Source organism: Streptomyces sp. NBC_01716, assembly GCF_036248275.1.
In the GTDB taxonomy this organism is placed as follows: Bacteria; Actinomycetota; Actinomycetes; order Streptomycetales; family Streptomycetaceae; genus Streptomyces.
The window spans coordinates 1,785,022-1,808,257 of sequence record NZ_CP109181.1 but is presented as its reverse complement, the minus strand read 5'-3'; the positions used below and the strand labels follow the sequence as shown (position 1 = coordinate 1,808,257).

19 protein-coding genes are annotated in these 23,236 nt (G+C 71.5%); 6 read left to right on the top strand and 13 right to left on the bottom strand.

Features of this window, described 5'->3' with window-relative positions; translation table 11 throughout:
* The first annotated feature begins 159 nt into the window (after nt 1-159).
* Complete coding sequence (locus tag OIE74_RS07810) at nt 160-1,206, top strand: hypothetical protein (RefSeq protein WP_329379908.1); 1,047 nt, start codon at nt 160-162, stop codon at nt 1,204-1,206.
* Between the two features lie 156 nt (nt 1,207-1,362).
* Here OIE74_RS07810 and OIE74_RS07805 read toward each other — a convergent pair whose 3' ends face one another.
* The 5 genes from OIE74_RS07805 to OIE74_RS07785 all read right to left on the bottom strand — a co-directional run bounded on the left by OIE74_RS07805 (nt 1,363) and on the right by OIE74_RS07785 (nt 8,136).
* Nucleotides 1,363-3,489: a 3-hydroxyacyl-CoA dehydrogenase NAD-binding domain-containing protein gene (locus OIE74_RS07805; RefSeq protein WP_329379905.1), complete on the bottom strand. Its 2,127-nt coding sequence runs from the start codon at nt 3,487-3,489 to the stop codon at nt 1,363-1,365.
* Nucleotides 3,486-4,706 (bottom strand): thiolase family protein, encoded by a 1,221-nt coding sequence (locus tag OIE74_RS07800; protein WP_329379902.1) that lies wholly within the window; start codon nt 4,704-4,706, stop codon nt 3,486-3,488. Before OIE74_RS07800 ends, OIE74_RS07805 begins: the two co-directional genes overlap by 4 nt.
* 536 nt (nt 4,707-5,242) lie before the next feature.
* On the bottom strand, nt 5,243-6,526 hold the full coding sequence (locus OIE74_RS07795) for an HRDC domain-containing protein (protein WP_329379899.1): 1,284 nt from the start codon (nt 6,524-6,526) through the stop codon (nt 5,243-5,245).
* An 87-nt stretch (nt 6,527-6,613) separates the two neighbouring features.
* Nucleotides 6,614-7,273 (bottom strand): helix-turn-helix transcriptional regulator, encoded by a 660-nt coding sequence (locus OIE74_RS07790; protein ID WP_023537917.1) that lies wholly within the window; start codon nt 7,271-7,273, stop codon nt 6,614-6,616.
* A 188-nt stretch (nt 7,274-7,461) separates the two neighbouring features.
* Complete coding sequence (locus OIE74_RS07785; protein WP_329379897.1) at nt 7,462-8,136, bottom strand: DUF3000 domain-containing protein; 675 nt, start codon at nt 8,134-8,136, stop codon at nt 7,462-7,464.
* 91 nt (nt 8,137-8,227) lie between these two features.
* Here OIE74_RS07785 and hemE point away from each other — a divergent pair, with 91 nt between their 5' ends.
* Nucleotides 8,228-9,319 carry a uroporphyrinogen decarboxylase gene (gene hemE, locus OIE74_RS07780; protein ID WP_329379893.1) on the top strand — a complete coding sequence of 364 codons (1,092 nt, stop codon included), beginning with the start codon at nt 8,228-8,230 and terminating at the stop codon, nt 9,317-9,319.
* Between the two features lie 19 nt (nt 9,320-9,338).
* On the opposite strand, the gene OIE74_RS07775 is transcribed toward hemE, so the two are convergent.
* From OIE74_RS07775 to OIE74_RS07765, 3 genes are all read right to left on the bottom strand, one after another.
* Nucleotides 9,339-10,232 carry an IS982 family transposase gene (locus tag OIE74_RS07775; protein ID WP_329379891.1) on the bottom strand — a complete coding sequence of 298 codons (894 nt, stop codon included), beginning with the start codon at nt 10,230-10,232 and terminating at the stop codon, nt 9,339-9,341.
* Nucleotides 10,233-10,480: 248 nt separating this feature from the next.
* Nucleotides 10,481-11,863: an FAD-dependent oxidoreductase gene (locus OIE74_RS07770; RefSeq protein WP_329379888.1), complete on the bottom strand. Its 1,383-nt coding sequence runs from the start codon at nt 11,861-11,863 to the stop codon at nt 10,481-10,483.
* A gap of 70 nt (nt 11,864-11,933) precedes the next feature.
* Complete coding sequence (locus tag OIE74_RS07765) at nt 11,934-12,818, bottom strand: DUF4349 domain-containing protein (RefSeq protein ID WP_329379885.1); 885 nt, start codon at nt 12,816-12,818, stop codon at nt 11,934-11,936.
* 266 nt (nt 12,819-13,084) lie between these two features.
* Between OIE74_RS07765 and hemG the strand changes: the two genes are divergently transcribed.
* From hemG to OIE74_RS07750, 3 genes are all read left to right on the top strand, one after another.
* Nucleotides 13,085-14,536, top strand: coding sequence for a protoporphyrinogen oxidase (gene hemG / locus OIE74_RS07760; protein ID WP_329379882.1), 1,452 nt, complete (start codon nt 13,085-13,087; stop codon nt 14,534-14,536).
* A 4-nt stretch (nt 14,537-14,540) separates the two neighbouring features.
* Nucleotides 14,541-15,257, top strand: a complete 717-nt coding sequence (gene hemQ, locus OIE74_RS07755; RefSeq protein ID WP_329379879.1) for a hydrogen peroxide-dependent heme synthase — start codon at nt 14,541-14,543, stop codon at nt 15,255-15,257.
* A 347-nt stretch (nt 15,258-15,604) separates the two neighbouring features.
* Nucleotides 15,605-16,117 (top strand): mycothiol transferase, encoded by a 513-nt coding sequence (locus OIE74_RS07750; RefSeq protein WP_329379877.1) that lies wholly within the window; start codon nt 15,605-15,607, stop codon nt 16,115-16,117.
* Here the strand turns inward: OIE74_RS07750 and OIE74_RS07745 are convergent.
* Nucleotides 16,092-17,030, bottom strand: a complete 939-nt coding sequence (locus tag OIE74_RS07745; protein WP_329379874.1) for a LysR family transcriptional regulator — start codon at nt 17,028-17,030, stop codon at nt 16,092-16,094. The two genes, OIE74_RS07750 and OIE74_RS07745, sit on opposite strands and share 26 nt — an antisense overlap.
* Before the next feature lie 166 nt (nt 17,031-17,196).
* On the opposite strand from OIE74_RS07745, the gene OIE74_RS07740 reads away from it, so the two are divergent.
* Nucleotides 17,197-18,054, top strand: coding sequence for an aldo/keto reductase (locus OIE74_RS07740; protein ID WP_329379871.1), 858 nt, complete (start codon nt 17,197-17,199; stop codon nt 18,052-18,054).
* A 79-nt stretch (nt 18,055-18,133) separates the two neighbouring features.
* On the opposite strand, the gene OIE74_RS07735 is transcribed toward OIE74_RS07740, so the two are convergent.
* The 4 genes from OIE74_RS07735 to OIE74_RS07720 all read right to left on the bottom strand — a co-directional run bounded on the left by OIE74_RS07735 (nt 18,134) and on the right by OIE74_RS07720 (nt 23,207).
* A complete protein-coding gene (locus tag OIE74_RS07735) occupies nt 18,134-19,795 on the bottom strand; it encodes an alpha/beta hydrolase (RefSeq protein WP_329379868.1) in 1,662 nt (553 codons plus the stop codon).
* Nucleotides 19,796-19,981: 186 nt separating this feature from the next.
* Nucleotides 19,982-20,938 carry a TIGR04222 domain-containing membrane protein gene (locus tag OIE74_RS07730; RefSeq protein WP_329379865.1) on the bottom strand — a complete coding sequence of 319 codons (957 nt, stop codon included), beginning with the start codon at nt 20,936-20,938 and terminating at the stop codon, nt 19,982-19,984.
* A gap of 6 nt (nt 20,939-20,944) precedes the next feature.
* Nucleotides 20,945-22,285, bottom strand: coding sequence for a DUF692 domain-containing protein (locus OIE74_RS07725; protein WP_329379862.1), 1,341 nt, complete (start codon nt 22,283-22,285; stop codon nt 20,945-20,947).
* Between the two features lie 136 nt (nt 22,286-22,421).
* A complete protein-coding gene (locus tag OIE74_RS07720) occupies nt 22,422-23,207 on the bottom strand; it encodes a DUF4142 domain-containing protein (protein ID WP_329379859.1) in 786 nt (261 codons plus the stop codon).
* Nucleotides 23,208-23,236: the final 29 nt, after the last annotated feature.

Below are 23,236 nucleotides of genomic sequence, written 5' to 3'. Positions count from 1 at the left end.
ATGCTATCGTCGGGGAAATTTCATGCGCTGGGAAGGTGGCAGTGGGTCATGGCACTGCGGTCCGCACGGACGCCGAAACGATCCGGTCGGGGCCCCGGCGAGGCCCCGGACACCGGCGGCCGGCCGGCTGAATCCATTCCCGTTCCCACGGCCGACGGTGTGGTCCCCGCGACCACCGGCTGGCTGCTGCGCGGCAAGGACGGCAGGCTCACCGCGTACGCGCCCACCGACGACGGTGTGCGGCGGTGGACGGAGGACCGGCTCGGCGGTCCGGGCTGGTCGGGCCCCGAACTGCTCCCGGTCCCCGGCCTGTTGCCGTACCTCTCCATCGCCAGCGGCGCCCAGGGTTACGTCCATCTGGTGGGTCTGCGCCGCATGCCCACCGACGACGGACAGATCCGCACGGATGTCGTGTACGCCGTCCAGTTCCAGACCGGCCGCCCGCTGCGCGACTGGCAGCCGCTCGGTACGCCGTACCCGAAGGACCTCGCCAGGGGCGGCCTCATCGGCCTGCCCGGGGCGGTCATCGACCCCAACGGCTCGCTCTACCTGTTCGCCCGCAACGCGGGCCGCGGTCTGTCCGCCAGGCTCCAGAAGCCCACCGGCGCCTGGTTCGCGTGGGCGGACCTCAAGGGGTCCAGGATGACCGGCGAGGCGTCGGCCGTCGTGGGCGAGGACGGCCTGATCGAGGTCCTGGCCCCGACCGACGACGCGGTGATGCGCTGGAGACAGCCCAAGCAGGCCGGGAAGCCCGAGCGCGACCTGAAGAGCTTCGCGGCGCGCGTCACCCCCGGCACCCTCAGCTCGGAGCGCACCGGCGCCGACCGCCTCACCCACTACTGGCGCGACACCAACGACCGTACGGTGCACGCCTGGCGGCTCGGCGAGGGCGAGACCGCCCCGCTGGGCGGCCCCGGCACCGGCCCGATCGCCCTGCTCCGTACGCCCGTCGACGGCCACGACTGCACGATCCTGGCCCAACGCGGCCTCGACGGCCGCCCCCTGCTCGCCGCCTACCCGACGGAGGACGAGGCGGCGGGCGTCACCTGGACCCCGACGGGCGAGGAGTGCGTCGGCGCCCCCGCCCTGGCCCTGGACGGCCGCGGCCGGGTGGTGATGGCGGCGGTGGGCAAGGACGGCACCCTGCGCGTGGCCCGCCAGAAGGCGGAACCGGGACTCGCGCTGGAGGCGTGGTCGCGCGTCTGAAGGCTGCCTGCGGCGCGGGGTCGCCTCCGGCGGGGTTGGTTGTGCGGGTTGGTTGCCGGGTGCCGCTGCGGGGTCATGCCCGGTTCGAACCACAGCGGGCGGGGCTGGGCGGAAGGTTCCGCCCAGCCCCGCCCTTGGTCCGTCGCTGAACAGGCCCTACACCGGGACGCTCGCCACACCGGCCTCCAGGAACTTCTTCCCGTTCACCCGCTCCGAGACGCCCTCCCGGTCCAAGTACGGTGTGATACCGCCCAGATGGAACGGCCAGCCCGCGCCCGTCAGCAGGCAGAGGTCGATGTCCTGGGCCTCCGCCACGACGCCCTCGTCCAGCATCAGACCGATCTCCTGCGCCACGGCGTCCAGCACCCGCGCCCGGGTCTGCTCCTCCGTCAGCACGCTGTCGCCCTGCTTCAGCAGCGCCAGGACCTCCGGGTCCAGCTCCGGCTTCCCGGAGACGTGTACGTAGAAGCCGCGCTTGCCCGCCTTCACCACGGCCGCCAGATTCTCCGAGACCGTGAAGCGGTCCGGGAACGACCGGTGGAGGGTCTCGGAGACATGCAGACCGATGGCGGGTCCGACCAGCTCCAGCAGAACCAGCGGTGACATCGGCAGACCCAGCGGCTCGACGGCCCGCTCCGCCACGTCGACCGGGGTGCCCTCGTCGATGATGTTCTGGATCTCACCCATGAAACGGGTGAGGATGCGGTTGACGACGAACGCCGGGGCGTCCTTCACCAGCACCGCGCTCTTCTTGAGCTTCTTCGCGACACCGAACGCCGTCGCCAGCGACGCGTCGTCCGTCTGCTGCCCGCGCACGATCTCCAGCAGCGGCAGGACCGCCACCGGGTTGAAGAAGTGGAAGCCGACGACCCGCTCCGGGTTCTTCAGCTTCGACGCCATCTCGGAGACCGACAGCGACGAGGTGTTCGTGGCGAAGATCGCGTGCGCGGGAGCGACCGCCTCGACCTCCGCGAACACCTTCTGCTTGACGCCCATCTCCTCGAAGACGGCCTCGATGACGAAGTCGGCGTCGGCGAAACCATCGGCCTTGTCCAGGACTCCGCTGACCAGACCCTTGTAACGGTTGGCCTTGTCCTGATTGATCCTGCCCTTGCCGAGCAGCTTGTCGATCTCGGCGTGGACATAGCCGACACCCTTGTCGATCCGCTCCTGGTCGATGTCCGTGAGCACCACGGGCACTTCGAGCCTGCGCAGGAACAGCAGCGCCAACTGCGAGGCCATCAGCCCGGCTCCGACCACACCGACCTTGGTGACCGGACGCGCGAGCGCCTTGTCCGGCGCGCCCGCCGGACGCTTGGCGCGACGCTGCACGAGGTTGAACGCGTAGATCCCCGACCGCAGTTCACCGCCCATGATCAGGTCGGCGAGGGCGGTGTCCTCGGCGTCGTAACCGGCCTGGAGGTCACCGTCCTTGGCGGCGGCGATGATGTCCAGCGCGCGGTACGCGGCCGGGGCCGCGCCGTGGACCTTCGAGTCGGCCACGAACCGGCCGCGCGCCACGGCCTGGTCCCACGCCTCGCCCCGGTCGATCTCCGGGCGCTCGACCGTGAGTTCGCCGCTCAGCACCGACGCGGTCCACAGCAGCGACTGCTCCAGGAAGTCGGCGCCCTCGAACAGGGCGTCGGCGATGCCCAGTTCATGGACCTGGGCGCCCTTGAGCTGCTTGTTCTGGTTGAGCGAGTTCTCGATGATCACCGTCACCGCGCGGTCGGCGCCGATCAGGTTCGGCAGCAGCGTGCAGCCGCCCCAGCCGGGGACGAGACCGAGGAAGACCTCGGGCAGCGAGAAGGCGGGCAGCGCGGCGGAGACGGTGCGGTACGAGCAGTGCAGCCCGATCTCGACACCACCGCCCATCGCGGCGCCGTTGTAGTACGCGAACGTCGGCACCGCGATCCCCGCGAGCCGCTTGAAGACGTCGTGACCGCCCTTGCCGATGGCCAGCGCGTCCTCGTGCCGCTTCAGCAGCTCGACGCCCTTGAGGTCGGCGCCCACGGCGAAGATGAACGGCTTGCCGGTGACACCGACACCCACGATCCGGCCCTCGGCGGCCTCCGCCTCGACCTGCGTGATCGCCGCGTCCACATTCGCCAGCGACTGCGGGCCGAACGTCGTCGGCTTCGTGTGGTCCAGTCCGTTGTCCAGCGTGATGAGCGCGAACGTGCCGACCTTGCCGGGGAGTTCGAGATGGCGCACGTGCGCCTGGGTGACGACCTCGTCCGGGAACAGCTCGGCCGCGCCCTTCAGGAGTTCAGCGGTGCTCACTTGTTGCCTCCGTCGAAGTGCGGGTTCTCCCAGACGACCGTCGCGCCCATGCCGAAGCCGACGCACATGGTGGTGATGCCGTAGCGGACCTGCGGCTGCTCCTCGAACTGCCGGGCCAGCTGCGTCATCAGCCGTACGCCGGAGGAGGCCAGCGGGTGGCCGTACGCGATGGCGCCGCCGTACTGGTTGACGCGCGGGTCGTCGTCGGCGATGCCGTAGTGGTCCAGGAAGGCCAGCACCTGCACGGCGAAGGCCTCGTTGATCTCGAACAGACCGATGTCACCGATCGACAGACCGGCCTTGGCCAGCGCCTTCTCGGTCGAGGGGATCGGTCCGAAGCCCATGACCTCGGGCTCGACGCCCACGTACGCGTAGCTCACGAGGCGCATCTTCACCGGCAGCCCGGCCTCGCGCGCGAACTCCTCGGAGGCGATCAGCGAGGCGGTGGCGCCGTCGTTGAGACCGGCCGCGTTGCCGGCCGTGACCCGGCCGTGCGGGCGGAACGGCGTCTTGAGCCCGGCCAGGGACTCCAGCGTCGTCCCGGGGCGCATCGGCTCGTCCTCGGTGGCCAGGCCCCAGCCCGTCTCACCGCCCTCGGGGCTGGTGCGGCGCACCGAGATCGGCACGAGGTCCTGCTGGATCTTGCCGTTCGCGTACGCCTTGGCGGCCTTCTCCTGCGAACGCACGGCGTACTCGTCGGCGCGGGCCTTGGTGATGTGCGGGAAGCGGTCGTGCAGGTTCTCCGCCGTCATGCCCATGAACAGGGCCGACTCGTCCACCAGCTTCTCCGAGACGAACCGCGGGTTCGGGTCGACGCCCTCGCCCATCGGGTGGCGGCCCATGTGCTCGACACCGCCGGCGACGACGACGTCGTACGCGCCGAAGGCGATGGAGCCCGCGGTGGTCGTCACGGCGGTCATCGCACCGGCGCACATCCGGTCGATCGAGTAGCCGGGCACGGACTGCGGCAGTCCGGCGAGGATGCCGGCGGTACGGCCGATGGTCAGGCCCTGGTCGCCGATCTGGGTGGTCGCGGCGATGGCGACCTCGTCGATCGTCGCGGGGTCGAGGCCCGGGTTGCGGCGCAGCAGCTCCCGGATGGCCTTCACGACGAGGTCGTCGGCGCGGGTCTCGTGATAAATGCCCTTCGGGCCCGCCTTGCCGAACGGGGTGCGGACGCCGTCGACGAAGACGACGTCCCTGACGGTACGAGGCACGATGGCTCTCCTCCAGGGTGCGGATGGCTCTGCGGGCACGCTTGCTTCCCACCTTATGCTACTTGCGGGTAACCGCACTGCACAGGTACCCGGGGTGTTCCCCGGGTCACGGGGTCGCCTCCGGCGCGGTTCGGGTTGCTGTTCGTTGCCGGGGGCGGGGTGCGGGGCCTCCGGAGGGATATGTCCGGACGGCGTGATTTACGGCGCGTGCAACGCTCGTTGGACCCGATGTGCCCTTGTTGTTCACGCACCACAAATCAGCCTGAGTGTCCGAACACACCCCTCCTGCGACCCCGCCCCCCTCACGCCGCCGGGGGGCGCTGTCAAAGCCCCGTACCGGCCCGGGGGATGGAAGGGGGACGTGCAGGGGTCGTGTCCGGACACTCAGGCTGATTTGTGTCGCGTGGACAGCCTGGTTCCCCTGGGTCCAACGAGCGTTGCACGCGGCGTAAATCACGCCGTCCGGGCATGACCCCGGAGCGGCACCCGGACACCGACCCGCACCACGAACCCCGCCGGAGGCGCAAACGGGGGGCTCAGCCCGTGGACGACGTCGCCGTCAGCGCGCGCGTCAGCAGCGGCGCCACCTGCTCCACCTGCCACCGCCGCGCCCCATGCGCGGCCAGCGCCGACGACACCGCCTCCACGCTCCGCTCCGCCGGCGGCTCCCAGCAAACCCGCCGCACCGTGTCCGGCGTGATCAGGTTCTCCTGCGGCATGTTCAGCCGCTCCGCCAGCGCCGTCACCGCCGCGCGGGCCGCCGAGAGCCGGGCCGCGGCCTCCGGGTCCTTGTCCGCCCACGAGCGCGGCGGCGGCGGACCGTTCAGCGGCTGGCCGGGCTGCGGCAGCTCCGTGTCGGGCAGGGCCTTCGCCCGGTCGATCGCGGACTGCCACTGTTCGAGCTGGCGCCGCCCCATCCGGTGCCCGAAACCGGGCAGCGCGGTGAGGGCGTGCACGCTGAGCGGCAGGGCCAGCGCCGCCTCGATGATCGCGCCGTCGCTGAGGACCTTGCCGGGCGAGACGTCCCGCCGCTGCGCGGCCTGGTCGCGGGCGTTCCACAGCTCCCGTACGACGGCCATCTGCCGGCGCCGCCGGACCTTGTGCATGCCGGACGTACGGCGCCACGGGTCCCGGCGCGGGGGCGGCGGCGGGGCCGAGGCGATCGCGTCGAACTCCTGCCACGCCCAGTCCAGCTTGTTCTGCCGGTCCAGCTCCTTCTCCAGCGCGTTGCGGAGATCGACCAGCAGCTCGACGTCGAGCGCGGCGTACCGCAGCCACGGCTCGGGCAGTGGTCTGGTCGACCAGTCGACGGCGGAGTGGCCCTTCTCCAGGGCGAACCCGAGAACGTTCTCGACCATCGCGCCGAGGCCGACGCGCGGGAAGCCCGCGAGCCGTCCCGCCAGCTCGGTGTCGAACAGCCGCGTGGGGCGCATGCCTATTTCCCTCAGGCACGGCAGGTCCTGTGTCGCGGCGTGCAGGATCCACTCCGTACCGGCGAGGACATCGCCGAGGGCCGAGAGGTCGGGGCAGCCGACGGGGTCGATCAGCGCGGTGCCCGCGCCTTCGCGGCGCAGCTGTACGAGGTAGGCGCTCTGCCCGTAGCGGTAGCCGGACGCGCGCTCCGCGTCGACGGCCAGCGGGCCCGTGCCCGCGGCGAAGGAAGCGATCACCTCGGCGAGCGCTTCTTCGGTGGCGACCACCGGCGGAATGCCTTCGCGAGGCTCCAACAAAGGGATCGGCGCCGTTTCGACGTCGGCCGGGGGAGCGCCCCCGGTGGTTCGCAGTGCTGGGTCTGCTGCGGTCTCTTGGGCGTCGGTCACGTGTCAAGGGTATCTGTGAACGGACGCCGCCCGCCGACGGAACGTTCCGTCGGCGGGCGATGCGGCCGGTGGGGAGGGTGAAACCGGTCAGTGAATGATTCCGGTGCGGAGGGCCACGGCGACCATTCCCGCCCGGTCGCCCGTACCGAGCTTGCGCGCGATGCGGGCGAGGTGGCTCTTGACGGTCAGGGCCGAGAGGCCCATGGAGACGCCGATCGCCTTGTTCGACTGGCCTTCGGCGACCAGCCTGAGCACCTCGACCTCACGGCCGGAGAGCTCGCGGTAGCCGCCCGGGTGGCTCGGGGACCCCGGGGGGCGGCGGTGCATACGGGGTCCGGCGCCGATGGGGGCGGCGCCGGGGCGGCCGGGGTGGCCGATGTTCGTGCGCGTACCGGTCACGACGTAGCCCTTGACGCCGCCCGCGAGGGCGTTGCGCACCGCGCCGATGTCGTCGGCTGCGGAGAGGGCGAGGCCGTTGGGCCAGCCTGCTGCCCGGGTCTCGGACAGCAGGGTCAGCCCGGAACCGTCGGGCAGGTGGACGTCGGCAACGCAGATGTCGCGTGGATTGCCGACGCGGGGACGGGCCTCCGCGATGGACGAAGCCTCGATGACGTCGCGTACTCCGAGGGCCCACAGATGGCGGGTGACGGTGGAGCGGACGCGAGGGTCGGCGACGACGACCATGGCCGTCGGCTTGTTCGGGCGGTAGGCGACCAGGCTTGCGGGCTGCTCGAGGAGAACGGACACCAGGCCTCCTGGGAAGGGTGCGGGACGGGCCGGCTCTGGGGGGTGAAGCCGGGGGCGAACCGTGCTTGAAGGGTCATTGACCTCTTCGGCAGCAACGGTCCCCGCCTTTAGAGAATGATCACGAATTGATGAGTAACAATTCGGGCAATTCGGATGAGCGATCGATCATCATACGAGTGGGTCCCTCCCTAGCGGGCCTGGGGGCCCCGGCGCTGGGGAAGCGAGACCACGCCCGCCCCCGGCTCCGTCGGGCCCGTCGGGGCCGCCGGCGGCAGCCCCGCGAGCTGGCACAGCAGATCGCACCAGGCCGCCAAGTGCGTTGCCGCGTCCGGGACTCCGCCCATGCCCTCGCGCGGCGTCCAGGAGGCCCGGATCTCGATCTGGGTCGCCGGACGGCGCTCCGAGAGCCCGCCGAAGTAATGCGACCCCGCGCGGGTGACCGTGCCGCTCGGCTCTCCGTACGAGAGCCCGCGCGCCTCCAGCGCCCCGGTCAGCCACGACCAGCAGACCTCCGGTAGCAGCGGGTCCACCGCCATCTCCGGCTCCAGCTCCGCCCGTACGAGCGTCACCAGACGGAACGTGCCCTGCCAGGCGTCGTGGCCCTCCGGGTCATGAAGGAGGACGAGCCTGCCGTCGGCCAGATCATCGTCCCCCTGGACCACCGCCGCCTCCAGCGCGTACGCGTGCGGTGCGAGCCGCTGAGGAGGCTTCGTCGGGTCGATCTCCATCTCGGGGCGCAGCCGCGCCGTCCGCAAAGCCTCGACGGCCAGTCGGAACGCGGACGGGACGGAGTCCCCCTCCGTACCCCCCGTACCGCCGACGCCGTTGGAATGATCAGAAAACTGTCCCTGAGCCGCAGCCATGCGGGGAAGAGTAGGCGGAACGAGCGTCCCGTGCGGTGAAGGACACCCGGCCCGGGGCGGCCGCTTCTGTGTACATGCGAAGATTCTGGGCGTGAGCGCCAACGACCGCCCCTCGGGCCAGCCGACGAAGACCGCGCCGACAGCGGCGACACTCGCCACCCGCGACTCCGCCTTCATGAAGGCGTGCAGGCGGGAGACCGTGCCGCACACCCCGGTGTGGTTCATGCGGCAGGCGGGCCGGTCGCTGCCCGAGTACCGCAAGCTGCGCGAGGGCACCGCGATGCTGGAGTCGTGCATGCGGCCGGACATGGTCACCGAGATCACGCTCCAGCCGGTACGCAGGCACGGGGTCGACGCCGCGATCTACTTCAGCGACATCGTCGTCCCGCTCAAGGCCATCGGCGTCGACCTCGACATCAAGCCGGGCGTCGGCCCCGTCGTCGCGCACCCCGTCCGCTCGCGCGCCGACCTCGCGCAGCTGCGGGACCTGACGCCCGACGACGTCCGCTACGTCACCGAGGCCATGGGCATGCTCACCGCCGAGCTGGGGTCGACCCCGCTCATCGGCTTCGCGGGCGCCCCGTTCACGCTCGCCAGCTATCTCGTGGAGGGCGGGCCGTCCCGTAACCACGAGAACACGAAGGCCATGATGTACGGCGACCCGGAGCTCTGGGCCGAGCTGCTCGACCGGCTCGCGGAGATCACCGGTGCGTTCCTCAAGGTGCAGATCGAGGCGGGCGCCAGCGCCGTGCAGCTCTTCGACTCCTGGGTGGGCGCGCTCGCCCCCGCCGACTACCGGCGCTCCGCGATGCCCGCGTCGGCGAAGGTCTTCGACATGATCGCCGGGTACGGCGTGCCCCGTATCCACTTCGGTGTCGGTACGGGCGAACTGCTCGGCCTGATGGGCGAGGCCGGCGCGGACGTCGTCGGCGTCGACTGGCGCGTACCGCTGGACGAGGCGGCCCGCCGGGTCGGCCCCGGCAAGGCGCTCCAGGGCAATCTCGACCCGGCGGTCCTCTTCGCCCCCACGCGGGCGGTGGAGACGAAGACCGACGAAGTCCTCGACGCCGCGAAGGGGTTGGAGGGGCACATCTTCAACCTGGGGCACGGGGTCCTGCCGAACATGGACCCGGACTCGCTGACCCGCCTCGTCGAGTACGTCCACACCCGGACCGCGCACTAGACGAGTCATTCCGATGTGATCAGTGGTCATAGGCGATCAGGGATCGCAGGACGGGCTGGCCGGTCTTGTGGTTGTGCCAGATCGCGGCGGCCATCGCGAGGACGCGCTGAGCGACGCGGACTGCGACGCCCTCGAAGGTCCGGCCGCCGTGCTGTTCCAGGTCGAGCTGGCCTTTGAGGGTGTCGTTGACCGACTCGATCAGTTGCCGCACTGATTTCAGGAGACTCTCGCCCTTGCGTTTCTTCTCGCGCTTGAACGACGGCCGCAGCAACTCGGCACCCCTCAAGGCCAAATCGGCCTCGAACTCCTTGGCGGCGAAACCCTTGTCGGAGATCACCAGCAGCCCCGGCCGGTTCGTGACTGTCTCGGGTTCGCGGTCGAGCATCGCGGTCAGTACCTCGCGCTCGTCCATCTTCGGGGTCGCCAGCGCCCACAGGATCGGCATCCCGGCCGGGGTGCACACCAGGAACAGGCGCAGGCCCCAGAAGAACCGGGAGTGCGAGGCGCAGTACCCGTATCCGGCCCAGCCGGCCATGTCCGACCGCTTGACCGTCGGACGCGAGCGGCCACACTCCACCGGCGTGGAGTCGACGATCCAGTGGTTGTCGAACCAGAAGTCCGTATCGACGGCCAGCAGCCGTATCGCCTTCCTGACCAGTGGCAACGCGGCTCTGAGCCGCTTGTTCCAGCCCGGCTGCCTGGGCACGTACGGGAACATCCGGCCCAAGCGGGAGTCCACGAACCGCAGCCACCGCGACTCTGAAGTGAAGCCCAGCAGCGCCTGCGCGACAGCGAGGCAGACAAGCTCGGAATCCGTCAGCTGCGGCGGTCGGCCCAGCCACCGGGTACCCCCGATCTCGTCGTCGATCTTCACGTACAGTGCGGTCAGCAGGGCGTCCAGGTTGTTCGTCACACAACGATCTTGGACGCCCTGTCTGCGTTCCCGGACACACCGTCAGCATTCGGAATGACTCGTCTAGGGCGTGTTTGAGAAGTCCCGTCTGGCCCACGGCGTCTGGCACGCGCGCTCGCCGCGTTGTCGGAGTCATCCAAGTACGTCCAGTACGAGGCTGATCCTCCGCCTTGCGATCGCACGCACCAGACGCCGTGGGCCCCGCCCGATGGGCGGACGACGCTACTGCTGAAACACGCCCTAGGGCTTCACCAGCCCGCCTTCCGTACGGCGGCCGTCGCCTTGCGGGCCGCCACCAGGACCGGGTCCCAGACCGGTGAGAACGGCGGCGCGTAGCCGAGGTCCAGCGCCGTCATCTGTTCCACCGTCAGCCGGGCCGTCAGGGCGACCGCCGCGATGTCCACCCGCTTCGCGGCGCCCACGCCGCCCACGATCTGCACGCCGAGTAGCCGGCCCGACCGGCGTTCGGCGAGCATCTTCACCGTCATCAGCGGCGCCCCCGGCAGATACCCGGCGGTGCCGGTGGACTCGATGGTCGCCGTCACGTACTGGAGCCCCGCCGCGCGGGCGTCCTTCTCGCGCAGCCCCGTCCGGGCGATCTCCCGGTCGCAGACCTTGCTGACGGCGGTGCCGACGACGCCCGGGAACGTGCCGTAGTCGCCGCCCACGTTGGCGCCGATGATCTGGCCGTGCTTGTTGGCGTGCGTACCGAGCGCGATATGGCGGGTGGTGCCCGTGACCAGGTCGAGCACCTCGACGCAGTCGCCGCCCGCCCAGATGTTCTCGTGGCCGCGCACCCGCATCGACAGATCGGTGAGCAGCCCGCCGTGCGGGCCGAGCGGCAGGCCGGCGGCCTCGCCGAGCGAGGTCTCCGGGCGGACACCGATGCCGAGGACGACGACATCCGCCGGGTACTCGGCGTCGTCCGTCACGACCGCCCTGACCCGCCCGTCGTCGCCGGTCAGGATCTTGGAGACCGCCGCGCCGCCGACCGTCGTGATGCCGAGGCCGTCCATCGCCTCGTGGACCAGTCGGCCCATGTCCGGGTCGAGCGTGGCCATCGGCTGCTCGTCGCGGTGCAGGACGGTCACCTCGTACCCGCGCTTCAGCAGCGCCTCCGCCATCTCGACGCCGATGTACCCCGCGCCCACCACGACCGCGCGTCCGCCGTCGTCCGTGCGGGCCAGCGTCTCGATCAGCGCCGTCCCGTCGCCGAGGGTCTGCACACCGTGCACGCCGGGGGCGTCGATGCCCGGCAGCGAGGGCCGGACCGGGCGCGCGCCGGTGGCGATCACGAGCTTGTCGTAGTGCGTCCAGGACTCGGTCCCGGCGTCCAGGTCCCGGGCCAGGACCCGCCCGCCCCCGGTGTCGATCCGTACGACCTCGGTCCGCATCCGCAGATCGATCGCGCGCTCCCGGTGCTCCTCCGGCGTGCGGGCGATGAGGTCGTCCAGCCGCTCGACGTCGCCGCCGACCCAGTACGGGATGCCGCACGCCGAGTACGAGGCGAAGTCGCCGCGCTCGAAGGCGGTGATCTCCAGCTCTCCGGGCCCCTTGAACCTGCGGGCCTGCGACGCGGCGGACATGCCCGCCGCGTCGCCGCCGATGACCACCAAGCGCTCCGCTGCCATTGCGCGTCCCCTTCGGATGTGTGCGGGGTACCGCGTACCCCGCACACAGACGCTACGCGGACGCGCCGGTTCAGTCCTGCTTGCCCGTGTCCGGCGACTGAGCCGGGGCCGGCACCGGCGTCGGCGCGGGCTCCGGTGCCGGAGCCGCGACCGGCGTACGCCGCGCTCCCAGGCCCAGCAGCCGGACGCCGAACAGCCGCCACAGCACGTACAGCGCCGCCAGCGCGGCGGCGAACGGCAGGACCGCGCCCACCACGACCACGGTCCAGCGCAGCATCGACACGAACGCGCCCCAGCCGCCGCCGAGCGCGTCGAGGAAGCCCGGGTCGTCGTCCTTCTCGTCCTTCGCCTTCGTCTCCTCGCTCAGGTCGAGCGTGATGGTGGCCATCGTCGTCCGGTCGGCGAGCGACGCCTGCCGGGCCAGCAGGGACTCCAACTCGGCCTGGCGGGTGTTCAGCTGGGACTCCAGGGCCACGACGTCGGTGATGTCATCGGCCTGGTCCATCAGATCCCGTACGCGGTTCACGCTCGCGCGCTGCGTCGCGATACGGCTCTTGACGTCGACCACCTGCTCGGTGACGTCCTTCGCGTTCGCCGTGCGCGCCAACAGCTTGCCGGTGCCCGCGAGTTCGGTGAGGACGGAGTCGTAATCGGCCTCCGGGACCCGCAGCACGATCTTCGAGGTCACATGGGTGTCGTCGATGCGCTCCGTGGTCTCGTCCTCGATCTCGCCGCCCGCGCCGAGCGCGACCGAACGGGCCGTGGCGAGCGCCTTCGTCACGCTCTTCACCTCCACCGACAGGCCGGCGGTGCGGATCACATGGGTCTGCACGGAGTCCGCGCCGGCCTCCGTACCCTTCTCCGCCCGCTGCTCGCCGGCCCCGTCGGCCGCCGCCTCCGGCCCGGCGGCACCCTGCCCGCCCCTCGCCGGTCCGGCCGCGCTGTCGGCCTTCATGTCTCCGCTGTCCGAATCGTCCGCGCCGCCGCACCCTGCCAGGGCCAGTGAAACGGTGAGAAGTGCTGCCGCGAATGCGGGAAGTGCGCGCATGCCGGTCCCCCCAAAGATGCCGAGCGCTGATTTCGGGGGTTCGACGGACGGGCGGGGGAGAGGGTTGCGCTTTTCCGGTCGCGAAGCGGTCACGGTCGGGCCTCGGTACGGGCCTCTGTACGGACCCTGCGGCGGCCGAGGCGGGCCGGAGGCGGTCTGAGAGAGTGGAGGCCATGGTGAGCAGTCCGAACCCCACGCCTCCCGCCGGCCCCCATGTCGTCGTCGTCGGAGGCGGTATCGCCGGTCTCGCCGCGGCCGACCGGCTGCTGTCCGCCGGGGCCCGCGTGACCCTCCTGGAGGCGACCGACCGCCTCGGCGGCAAACTCCGGGCCGGCGAGATCGAGGGCGCCCCCGTCGACCTCGGCGCCGAGTCCATGCTCGCGCGCCGCCCCGAGGCCGTCGACCTCGCCCGCTCCGTGGGGCTCGGTGAGCGCCTCCGGACGCCGGCGACGACCTCCGCCTCCGTCTGGTCGCGCGGCGGGCTGCACGCCATGCCCAAGGGCCATGTGATGGGCGTACCGGCCGACGCGTCGGCCCTCGCCGGTCTGCTCTCCGCAGAAGGCCTCGCCAGGATCGACCGCGAACGGGACCTCGGGCCGGTGGCCGTCGGCGACGACGTGTCCATCGGCGAGTACGTCGCGGAGCGGCTGGGACACGAGGTCGTGGACCGGCTGGTGGAGCCGCTGCTCGGCGGCGTCTACGCGGGCGACGCCTACCGCATCTCGATGCGCGCCGCCGTCCCCCAGCTCTTCGAGGCGGTTCGCACCCACGACTCACTGCTCGACGCCGTCCGCGCCGTTCAGGCCAAGGCCGCCGAAACCCCCCGTACCGACGCCGTGTTCGCCGGTATCGACGGCGGCATGGGCAGGCTGCCGGGCGCCGTCGCCGACGCCGTACGGGAGCGTGGAGGCGACATCCGTACGGAGACGCCCGTCCTCGCCCTCACCCGCACCGCCGGCGGCTGGGCGGTCCGCACCGAGCGCGAGACCGTCGCCGCCGACGGGGTGATCATGGCGAACCCCGCCTGGTCCGCCTCGGCCCTCCTCGCGCACGAGTCACCCGCCGCGTCCGCCGGACTCGCGGAGATCGAGTACGCCTCCATGGCGCTCGTGACGATGGCCTTCCGCCGCGCCGACGTCGCGGACCTGCCCGGACTGCCCGACGGCAGCGGCTTTCTCGTACCGCCCGTCGACGGCCGCACCATCAAGGCCGCGACCTTCTCCACCCGTAAGTGGGGCTGGGTCGCCGAGTCGGCGCCGGACCTCTTCGTCCTGCGTACGTCCATCGGCCGGTACGGCGAGGAGGACCAACTCCAGCGCGAGGACACCGAACTCGTCACGGCCTCCCTGCGCGACCTCGGCGCCGCGACCGGGCTCGCCACGTGGCCCGTGGCCGCCGAGGTGACCCGGTGGATCGGCGGCCTGCCCCAGTACCCGGTGGGCCACCCCGCCCGCGTCGCCCGCATCCGCGAGGCCGTCGCCGAACTCCCCGGACTGCGCGTCTGCGGCGCCCCGTACGACGGCGTCGGCATCCCCGCCTGTATCGCCAGCGCCCGGCGCGCCGCCGACGAGATCATGGCGACGCCGACCCTGGCGCGGGGCACGGATCGGGGCGCGGGAGAATAGCCGTATGACTTCCGCACCAGACAAGACCCCCAACGCGGGCAAGAAGGCCAAGGACCTCAACGACGTGATCCGCTACACGCTGTGGTCCGTCTTCAAGCTGCGCGATCTGCTGCCGGAGGACCGGGCCGGTTACGCCGACGAGGTCCAGGAGCTGTTCGACCAGCTCGCCGCCAAGGACATCACCGTCCGCGGCACGTACGACGTGTCCGGACTGCGCGCCGACGCCGACCTGATGATCTGGTGGCACGCCGGCACCGCGGACGAGCTCCAGGGCGCGTACAACCTCTTCCGCCGCACCCGGCTCGGCCGGACGCTCGACCCGGTCTGGTCGAACATGGCGCTGCACCGCCCCGCCGAGTTCAACAAGTCGCACGTGCCCGCGTTCCTGGCCGACGAGACGCCGCGCGAGTGGGTGAGCGTCTACCCCTTCGTGCGCTCGTACGACTGGTATCTGCTGCCCGACGACGAGCGCCGTACGATGCTCGCCGATCACGGAAAGATGGCCCGTGGATATCCGGACGTCCGCGCCAACACCGTGTCATCCTTCTCGCTCGGTGACTACGAGTGGATTCTCGCCTTCGAGGCCGACGAACTGGACCGGATCGTCGACCTGATGCGTCATCTGCGGGGTTCGCAGGCGCGGCTGTACGTACGGGAAGAAGTGCCGTTCTACACGGGCCGCCGGAAGTCGGTCGCGGACCTGGTCGACGGACTCGCCTGACCACGCCTGATCCACAGGCGCGGACCGTGGTCCGCGTAGCGTGATCGCACAACCGCATGACGGCCGGGCCGCCCCCGGGTGGCCCGGCCGTCCCACCCGGAAGATCAGACGACCGGCGGCAGCCCGCGGCCGGACCTCTCGTCCAGCGACACCGGGTCCGGCTCCGGGTCGCACCGGTCGCCGACCGGCGGCAGACGCGGTGAACAACGGGGGAATGCGCCATTTTTTCCCCGTACTCGCCCGCGCTTCGCCGGTCGCGACCGGTGGGCCCGGAGCGTTGGCGGGGACCCGGGTCCCCCACTGCGGCGGAACGCGCGGGATCGGGACGTACAGAAGTGGAGCGTGCCATGACCACGAGCGGTGACCTGCTCATCGACGCCTTCGACCGTATCCGTCAGAACGTCCACGAGGTGGTCGACGGACTCTCCCCGGAGGCGCTCGCCGTCCGCATCGACGAGGGGGCGAACTCGATCGCCTGGCTGGTCTGGCACCTCACCCGGATCCAGGACGATCACCTCGCCGATGCCGCCGGGACGGACGAGGTGTGGATCGCACAGAACTGGACGGGCAGGTTCGAACTGCCCTTCTCGCGGCACGCCACGGGATACGGACACTCGCCCAAGGACGTGGCGGCGGTCGGCGGCGTCACGGGGGAGGCACTGGCGGAGTACCACGACGCCGTCCACGAGCAGACCGTCACGTACATCAGGACCCTTGAGGACGCCGACTACGCACGCGTCGTGGACCGGACCTGGACCCCGGCCGTGACCCTCGGCGTGCGGCTGGTCAGCGTCATCTCCGACGACCTCCAGCACGTCGGCCAGGCCGCCTTCATCAGGGGGTGGCTGCTGCGGCCCTAGCGCCGCACGCACTTTCCGGCATCTCGTACGCCCCCGGGTCTGTCAGGTACGAGAGCAGCTTGCGCGCCGCGGGGCCGGTGCGGCCTTCTTCCGGGACGGCCGCCGAGACCTCCCAGAGGCCGCTCTCCGCCCCGGCCAGCGGCACCGTACTGAGCCCGGCCGCGTGGTCCTTGCGGGCGACCGGGCGGGGCACCACGGCGACGCCGAGGCCCTCCCCGACCAACTCGATCAGGCTGTGGACATCGTTGACCTCCAGGGCGACCCGCCGCTCCACGTCCACGGCGTCGAAAGCCCGGTCCGTGAGGCCACGGGCTCCCCAGTCCTGGTGGAAGTCCACGAAGACCTCGTCGGCCAGATCGGCCCACCGCGCCTCGGCCGCCCCCGCGAGCCGGTGACCGGGGTGGCAGAGCAGCACCATCGGCTCGCCCGCCAGCCGGACCAGCCGCACCCCCTCCGGTACGGCCCCGGCCACGACGACGAACGCCAGGTCCAGCCGTCCCTCCGCGACGTCGTCCACGAGTGACGCGGAGCCCGCCTGCTTCAGCCGTATCTCGACATCGGGGTGCTCGGACCGGAAGCGCGCGAGCAGACCGGGGACGTGCACGCCGGTGACGCACTGCTCGGTGCCGACCGACAGCGTGCCGCGCATCAGCCCCTGTACGGCGGCGACTGCCTCCTTGCCCGCCCGTACGCTCGCCAGCGCGCGCGAGGCCTCCACGAGCAGCGCGCGCCCCGCGCCGGTCAGCTCCACCCTGCGCGTGGACCGCACGAAGAGCGCGGCGCCCAGCTCGCGTTCCAGCGCGCGCACGGACGCCGAGAGGCCCGACTGGGAGACCAGCAGTCGCTGCGCGGCCCTCGTGAAGTGCCGCTCTTCCGCGACGGCGACGAAGTACTCAAGATGACGGAGTTCCACGGAATCAGCCTAAGCGAGACCGTTCCGTGTACCGGGCGCATTGAGAAGCCGGAGCGCTCAATGCGTTCGTTTTCTTCTATTGGACGCCCTGTCGGGGAGGGAGCGAGACTGTCCGAGGCCCGCCGGAACCGGCCGGTCGCAGCAGCGGCAAGGAGTGCGTCACACCATGAAGACTCGTCGTATCGGCACCGTCGAAGTCAGCTCCATCGGGCTGGGCGGAATGCCGATGTCGATCGAGGGACGGCCCGACGAGGCCCGTTCCGTCGCCACCATCCACGCGGCGCTGGACGCCGGCGTGACATTCATCGACACGGCGGACGCCTACCATCTGCTCGCCACCGACGTGGGCCACAACGAGTCCCTGATAGCCAAGGCGCTGGCCTCACACAGCGCGGGCGGCGAGGTCCTGGTGGCCACCAAGGGCGGTCATCTGCGGCCCGGCGACGGTTCCTGGACGCTGAACGGCTCGCCGGAGTACATCAAACGTGCCTGCGAGGAGTCGCTCCGCAGGCTCGGGGTGGAGTCGATCGGGCTGTACCAGTTCCACCGCCCCGACCCGAAGGTGCCGTACGAGGAGTCCGTCGGCGCCCTGCGTGAGCTGCTCGACGAGGGCAAGATCCAGCAGGCCGGCATATCCAACGCCGACCCGGAGCGGATCCGCGCGGCCAACGAGATCCTGGGCGGCCGGCTCGTCTCCGTACAGAACCAGTTCTCGCCGGCGTTCCGTTCCAGCGAGCCGGAGCTCGACCTCTGTACGGAGCTGGGGATCGCGTTCCTGCCGTGGAGCCCGTTCGGCGGCATCAGGAACGCGGCCGGACTCGGCACGTCCTTCGGCGCGTTCAACCGCGTCGCCGAGGCTCACGGAGTGAGCCCGCAGCGTGTCTGCCTGGCCTGGATGCTGGCGAAGTCGCCCGTCGTGGTGCCGATCCCGGGCTCCAGCCGGCCCGAGACCATCACCGACTCGGTCGGTGCCGCCGAGCTCGAACTCACGCCCGCCGAGGTGGCGGAGCTGGACGCGGCCTGATCCCTGACTGACCGACGGGTAAGGCGAAGGCCCTGCCCACCGCGCATCCGCGGTGGGCAGGGCCTTCGCCTTCACGCACTCAGAGTTGAGCGCCCGGGTTCAGCCTCCGCCGCAGCTCGGAGCGGGTCTCGTCCTCTTCCAGCGACACCGGGTTGGGCTCCGCGTGCGGTTTGCACTCCGCGTGCTCCCCCGGCGTCTTTCCGGCCAGCAGATACGCCTCCACGTGGTCGTTGACGCACGCGTTGGGGCCGCCCGCGATGCCGTGCGTGCCCGCGTCGCGCTCGGTCACCAACGCCGCACCGGACAGGCGCCGTTGCAGCTCCAGCGCCCCCGGATACGGCGTCGCCGCGTCCCGCTCGGCGGCCAGGATAAGCGTCGGCGGCAGCGCACCGGGAGCGGTGCGGATGTCGACGGGCCGCTGGCGCGGGGCCGACCAGAACGCGCACGGCAGATTCATCCACGCGTTGTCCCACGTCTCGAACGGGGCCCGCGCGGCGAGTTCCGTGTTGTCGCGGTCCCACACCTTCCAGTCCGTCGGCCACGGCGCGTCGTTGCACTCCACGGCCGTGTAGACGGCGTTGCCGTTCTCGTTGTCGACGGCGGCGGCCGGCCGCGGGGTGGCCTGGTCGAGCAGGGGCTTCGTGTTGCCCTTCAGGAACTCCGAGAGCGCCGTCGCGCGCATCGCCCAGTAGTCGTCGTAGTAGCCCGCCCCGAGCATCGTCGCGTGCAGCTCGCCGGGCCCGACCTTGCCGCCGGCCGCCTTGAGCGCGACCGACGCCCGTACGCGCTCGTAACTGCGCTGCACCTCCTCGGGCGTGACACCGAGGTGGTACGTCGCGTCGTGCTTGGCGACCCAGGCCCGGAAGTCGGCCCAGCGCTCCTCGAAGGCGAGGGACTGGTCGAGGTTGTTGCGGTACCAGATCTGGTCCGGGTCCGGGTTGACGGCCGAGTCGAAGACCATCCGGCGCACGTGGGAAGGGAAGAGCGAGGCGTAGAGCGCGCCGAAGTACGTTCCGTAGGAGGCGCCCATGAAGGTCAGCTTCTTCTCGCCGAGGGCGGCCCGCAGAACGTCGAGGTCGCGGGCGTTGTTCAGCGACGTGTAGTGGCGCAGGGCGTGTCCCCCGTTGCGGGCGCAGCCCTGGGCGTACGCCTTCGCGCGGGAGATCCGCTCCCTCTTGTACGACTCCGAGGGGTGCGTCGGCGCGAGGGTGGGGGCCTTCGCGAAGTCCGCGGGCTGCTGGCAGGACAGCGGCGCGGAGCGGCCGACGCCGCGCGGGGCGTAGCCGACGACGTCGTACGCCGCCGCGATCCGCTTCCACTCGGGCAGGCCGGCCGCCAGCGGGAAGGCCATGCTGGAGGCGCCGGGGCCGCCGGGGTTGTAGACGAGGGCGCCCTGGCGCGCGACGGTCTCCACGGCCTTGCCGTCGCCGCCCGCCGCGCCCGTCTTGCCGGACGCCTTCACACGGCTGACGGTGAGCCGGATCCGCTCGCCGTCCGGCCGAGCGTAGTCGAGGGGGACCTCGACGGTGCCGCAGGTGAGAGGAGCGGGCAGCATCTCGGCCTTGGGGCACGTACGGAACGTGATTCCGGCGGCGGCGGCGCGCTTGGCGGCGACGACCGTGCCGCGCTCCTCCGACGAGGCGCCGGCGAAGTCCGCGCCGCCCGCCGGGGCGGCGGAGAGGGTGGACAGGACCAAGGAGCCGAGGGTGGCCAGGGCCCCGTACTTCGCAACTGCTCTCATCGCTTTCCCTTCAGGCGTGCCGCGGTGGGGAAGGCGATCATCTCCGGTGCCTGAGGCAGGTAAAGGATCTGTGAGCGGTGTCGGAGCGTGTGACTCCGATGCGTCATACAGTCACTCAATAGGCCCGTTCGGGGTGCGGGATCGGACGGGGCGTGCTCCGTGCGCGGGGGCCCGCGGGGGCGCCGGTCAGCCCCCGCCGCCGCCCCCTCCGCAGCCTCCGCCGCCCCCTCCCCCTCCGCAGCCGCCCCCGCCGCCGGAACCGCCCCCGCAGCCCGACCCTCCGGAGCTGCCGCAGCCCCCGCCTCCCGAGGCCCCGCACCCGCCGGAGCCGGAGCCGCCCGAACCGCCGTCCCCGAAGCCCGCGCTCGCGCACCACTCCACCGTCACGGCGGCCAGATGCGAGTCCGGCTGGAAGTCACGCCCCGGCCGCATGAGCGTCGCGACCATGAGCTGCTCCCGCAACAGCGTGTCCGGGAGAGCCGACGCCCCGTCCAGGGCGACCAGATGGGCCGGCGTGGTGATGTGCGTGTACGCCGTACGGAATCCGGCCCGCGCCTTGACCCCGGCGGCGGTCAGCCGGCGCCTGGCCAGCACGGCGCAGAAGACACCGGAGAAGAACCCGATGAACGCGAGCGGCAGGGTCGGGATGACCGCCGGCGAGCCGGAACTCACCAGCATGACGATGGTCAGCGGTATGAGCGGCACGCAGAGGATCGCCTGGGTCAGCCCCCAGTACACCCAGAGGCGGGACTTCGCGGCCGGGATCAGCAGACCCCGCACCGCGAGGGAGTCGCCGACGTCCTGGACGGCGCGGCTGCGCATCACCGCCAGGCGCAGCGAGTGCAGGGCGCCGTGCGGCGCGCGGGCGTGTTCCTGGAGGACGGCGTGCTCCACCGGGTCACGCGCGACATTGCTGTACACGGCGACGATGCCGGGTCCGCCGATGCCCAGCCGCCCGTCCGCGTGCATCGCGACGAGGGCGGTCTCGGCGACCCGGCCCGGACCGCCGCCGAGGAAGGCGGCGTCCATGAGGCTGTTGATCTGAGGGCTGCCGCCGCGTGAGCGCAGGCTGACCACTCCGACGATCAGCGAGACGACGGACAGACCGATGGCGATCTGGAAAATGGCTGAAAGCAGGTCCATGGCCGGTCACCGCCCCACGAGTACGGAACGGGCCACCCGTGCGATACGCGTCGCCCGCCCCGGCGGGCGCGCCCCGGCCCGGTCCCGCCACCATCGCGTCAGCTCACGCCGCGCCGCCGCGTCCTCGGGCAGGTCGGCGATGAGCAGATGCTCGGCGAAGTCGAGCGCGTCACGCCGGTAACCGGCGTGCATGGGCCGGGACTTGGCGTACGCGAGGAACGCGGCGCGATAGCCGCCCCCGAGGATCCCCGGCAATTCGGGCGCCACCTTCGCGACCACCTCGGCCCGCTTCCCGGCAAGCGCCCGGCTCTGCACCCCCAGCCGCCGAGAGTCGAACCCCTCGGGCGCGGGAGTCCCGGCGACGAGGGCGGACAACAGAGCGACCTGCGCGAGAGCCAGCCGCTCCCGAGCCCGATCGGTGGGCTGCTCTTCGGGCTGCGCCTGCGCCGAAGAGCGGGGCGTGGGAGCAACCCCCTTATTCCGCACAGAGGTTGGCCCCGGGCCCCGGAGCGTTTCGCGGATCGTCATCAGTTCCGCCGCCAGTTCCGCCGGGGGCGGGAAGTTGTCGTCACGTTCCAGGAGGACTCCCGGCGGGGACACCCGGGAGCGCAGCTCCGCGAGGACGTCGAGCACCGGGGCCGTCACCGGGTGGGCGTGGGTGTCGTGCCAGACGCCGTCGCGTTCCATGCCACCAGCGACATGGACGTACGCGATCGCCTCCACCGGCAGTTCGTCGAGCGCCTTCGCCGGGTCCTCGCCGCGGTTGACGTGGTTGGTGTGGAGGTTCGCGACGTCGATCAGCAGGCGTACGCCCGTGCGGTCCACCAGTTCCGCCAGGAACTGACCCTCCGTCATCTCCTCGTCCGGCCAGTTGATCAGCGCGGCGATGTTCTCCACCGCGAGCGGCACCGGCAGGGAGTCCTGCGCGATCCGTACGTTCTCGCACAGCACCCGCAGCGCGTCCTTGGTGCGGGGGACCGGCAGCAGATGGCCGGCTTGCAGAGCGGGGGAGGCGGTGAGCGGGCCGCCGGCCCGTACGAAGGCGATGTGTTCGGTGATCAGCGGCGAGCCGAGCGCCTCGGCCCGCTCCGCCAGATCGGCCAGCCGCCGGGCGTCGGGCCGCTCGGCGCCCCCCAGGCCGAGGGAGACGCCGTGCGGGACGACGGTGACCCCGCGTGCGCGGAGCCGGAGGAGCGAGTCGGGGAGATGGTCGGCGCAGACGTTCTCGGCGACGGCCTCGACCCAGTCGATACCGGGCAGCGCCTCCACCGCCTCCGCGATCTCGGGCCGCCAGCCGATGCCGATCCCCAGTTCCGCCGGGTTCCCCAGTTGTGGCGTGTGGCTCATGAATCTCCCCCTCCTCCGTGCCTCGGCGAGTGCCGGTTCAGGGGTAATGGCCCCGCCGGGCGCCGGTGAATCCAGAGAAAGGGACGTTCAGAGCATCATTTGAGGTTCCCGCCTCAGGTGGCGGAGGGGGCAGGATTCACGGCGTCGCCTTGATGCTCGGCTCCGGACGGTTGGTGTTGACGGCGGTCGGCGCGCCCGGCTGCGTGGAGGGCCGGGAGGTGAAGGAGCTGTCCCCGGTCGGCGACGCGGCGGGCGGCGACGGCGGCAGATTGCCGTTCGGCGGCGGCGGACCCGTGGGACTGGCGGTCTTGGTGCCCGCCGCCTCCCGCGCGATGCTGTCGAAGTCGACGAGCCCCGTGGCCTCCAGCATGGTGATGTGGTCGAGCACCGTCTGGTTGGCATCGGTCGCCAGCTGCCGTATCAGGGTGTTTCTGGTCGTATGTCTGACCTCGGCTATCAGCGCGAACACCTTGCCGTGCGCGTTACGCAGAAGGTTCGCGAACTTCCGGTCGTACTCGGCACCCGTGGCCGCCGACAACTCCCTGAGCCAGCCCTGCTGCTGGTCGTTGGGCTGGTTCGGCAGCGCGACACCGAGCTTCGCCGCCACGTCGCGCGAACGGGCGTCGAGATCGGTGTGGCCGACGACGAGATGGTCACCCGCGTCCTTGATGGCCTGGCTCGGGGCACGCTCGATCGCCTGCTGCCCGGCGGGCAGCTCCCACAGCCCCGCGAGCCGCACCTTCACCAGGAAGTCGCGGTCCGTCGCCGAGAGCGGACCCCACTGGGTCGACACGCTCGACGCCGCGAGATTCGCCTCCCCCGTGCCGGACCGGTCGGCGTACGACCAGACAGGAAAGGCGAGCGCCCCGACCGTCGCGACGAGTGCCGCGATGATGAGTGCCGTGCCATTGATACGTCGCAACAAAGTGTTCTCCCGGGCCGATGTACTAC

Coding starts and splice junctions, on each gene's coding strand:
- OIE74_RS07785 (WP_329379897.1), bottom strand. CDS start 8,136: ATGGCTGCGGCTCAGGGACAGTTTTCTGATCATTCCAACGGCGTCGGC.
- OIE74_RS07770 (WP_329379888.1), bottom strand. CDS start 11,863: ATGGCAGCGGAGCGCTTGGTGGTCATCGGCGGCGACGCGGCGGGCATG.
- OIE74_RS07765 (WP_329379885.1), bottom strand. CDS start 12,818: ATGAAGGCCGACAGCGCGGCCGGACCGGCGAGGGGCGGGCAGGGTGCC.
- hemG (WP_329379882.1), top strand. CDS start 13,085: ATGGTGAGCAGTCCGAACCCCACGCCTCCCGCCGGCCCCCATGTCGTC.
- hemQ (WP_329379879.1), top strand. CDS start 14,541: ATGACTTCCGCACCAGACAAGACCCCCAACGCGGGCAAGAAGGCCAAG.
- OIE74_RS07750 (WP_329379877.1), top strand. CDS start 15,605: ATGACCACGAGCGGTGACCTGCTCATCGACGCCTTCGACCGTATCCGT.
- OIE74_RS07740 (WP_329379871.1), top strand. CDS start 17,197: ATGAAGACTCGTCGTATCGGCACCGTCGAAGTCAGCTCCATCGGGCTG.
- OIE74_RS07735 (WP_329379868.1), bottom strand. CDS start 19,795: ATGAGAGCAGTTGCGAAGTACGGGGCCCTGGCCACCCTCGGCTCCTTG.
- OIE74_RS07730 (WP_329379865.1), bottom strand. CDS start 20,938: ATGGACCTGCTTTCAGCCATTTTCCAGATCGCCATCGGTCTGTCCGTC.
- OIE74_RS07725 (WP_329379862.1), bottom strand. CDS start 22,285: ATGAGCCACACGCCACAACTGGGGAACCCGGCGGAACTGGGGATCGGC.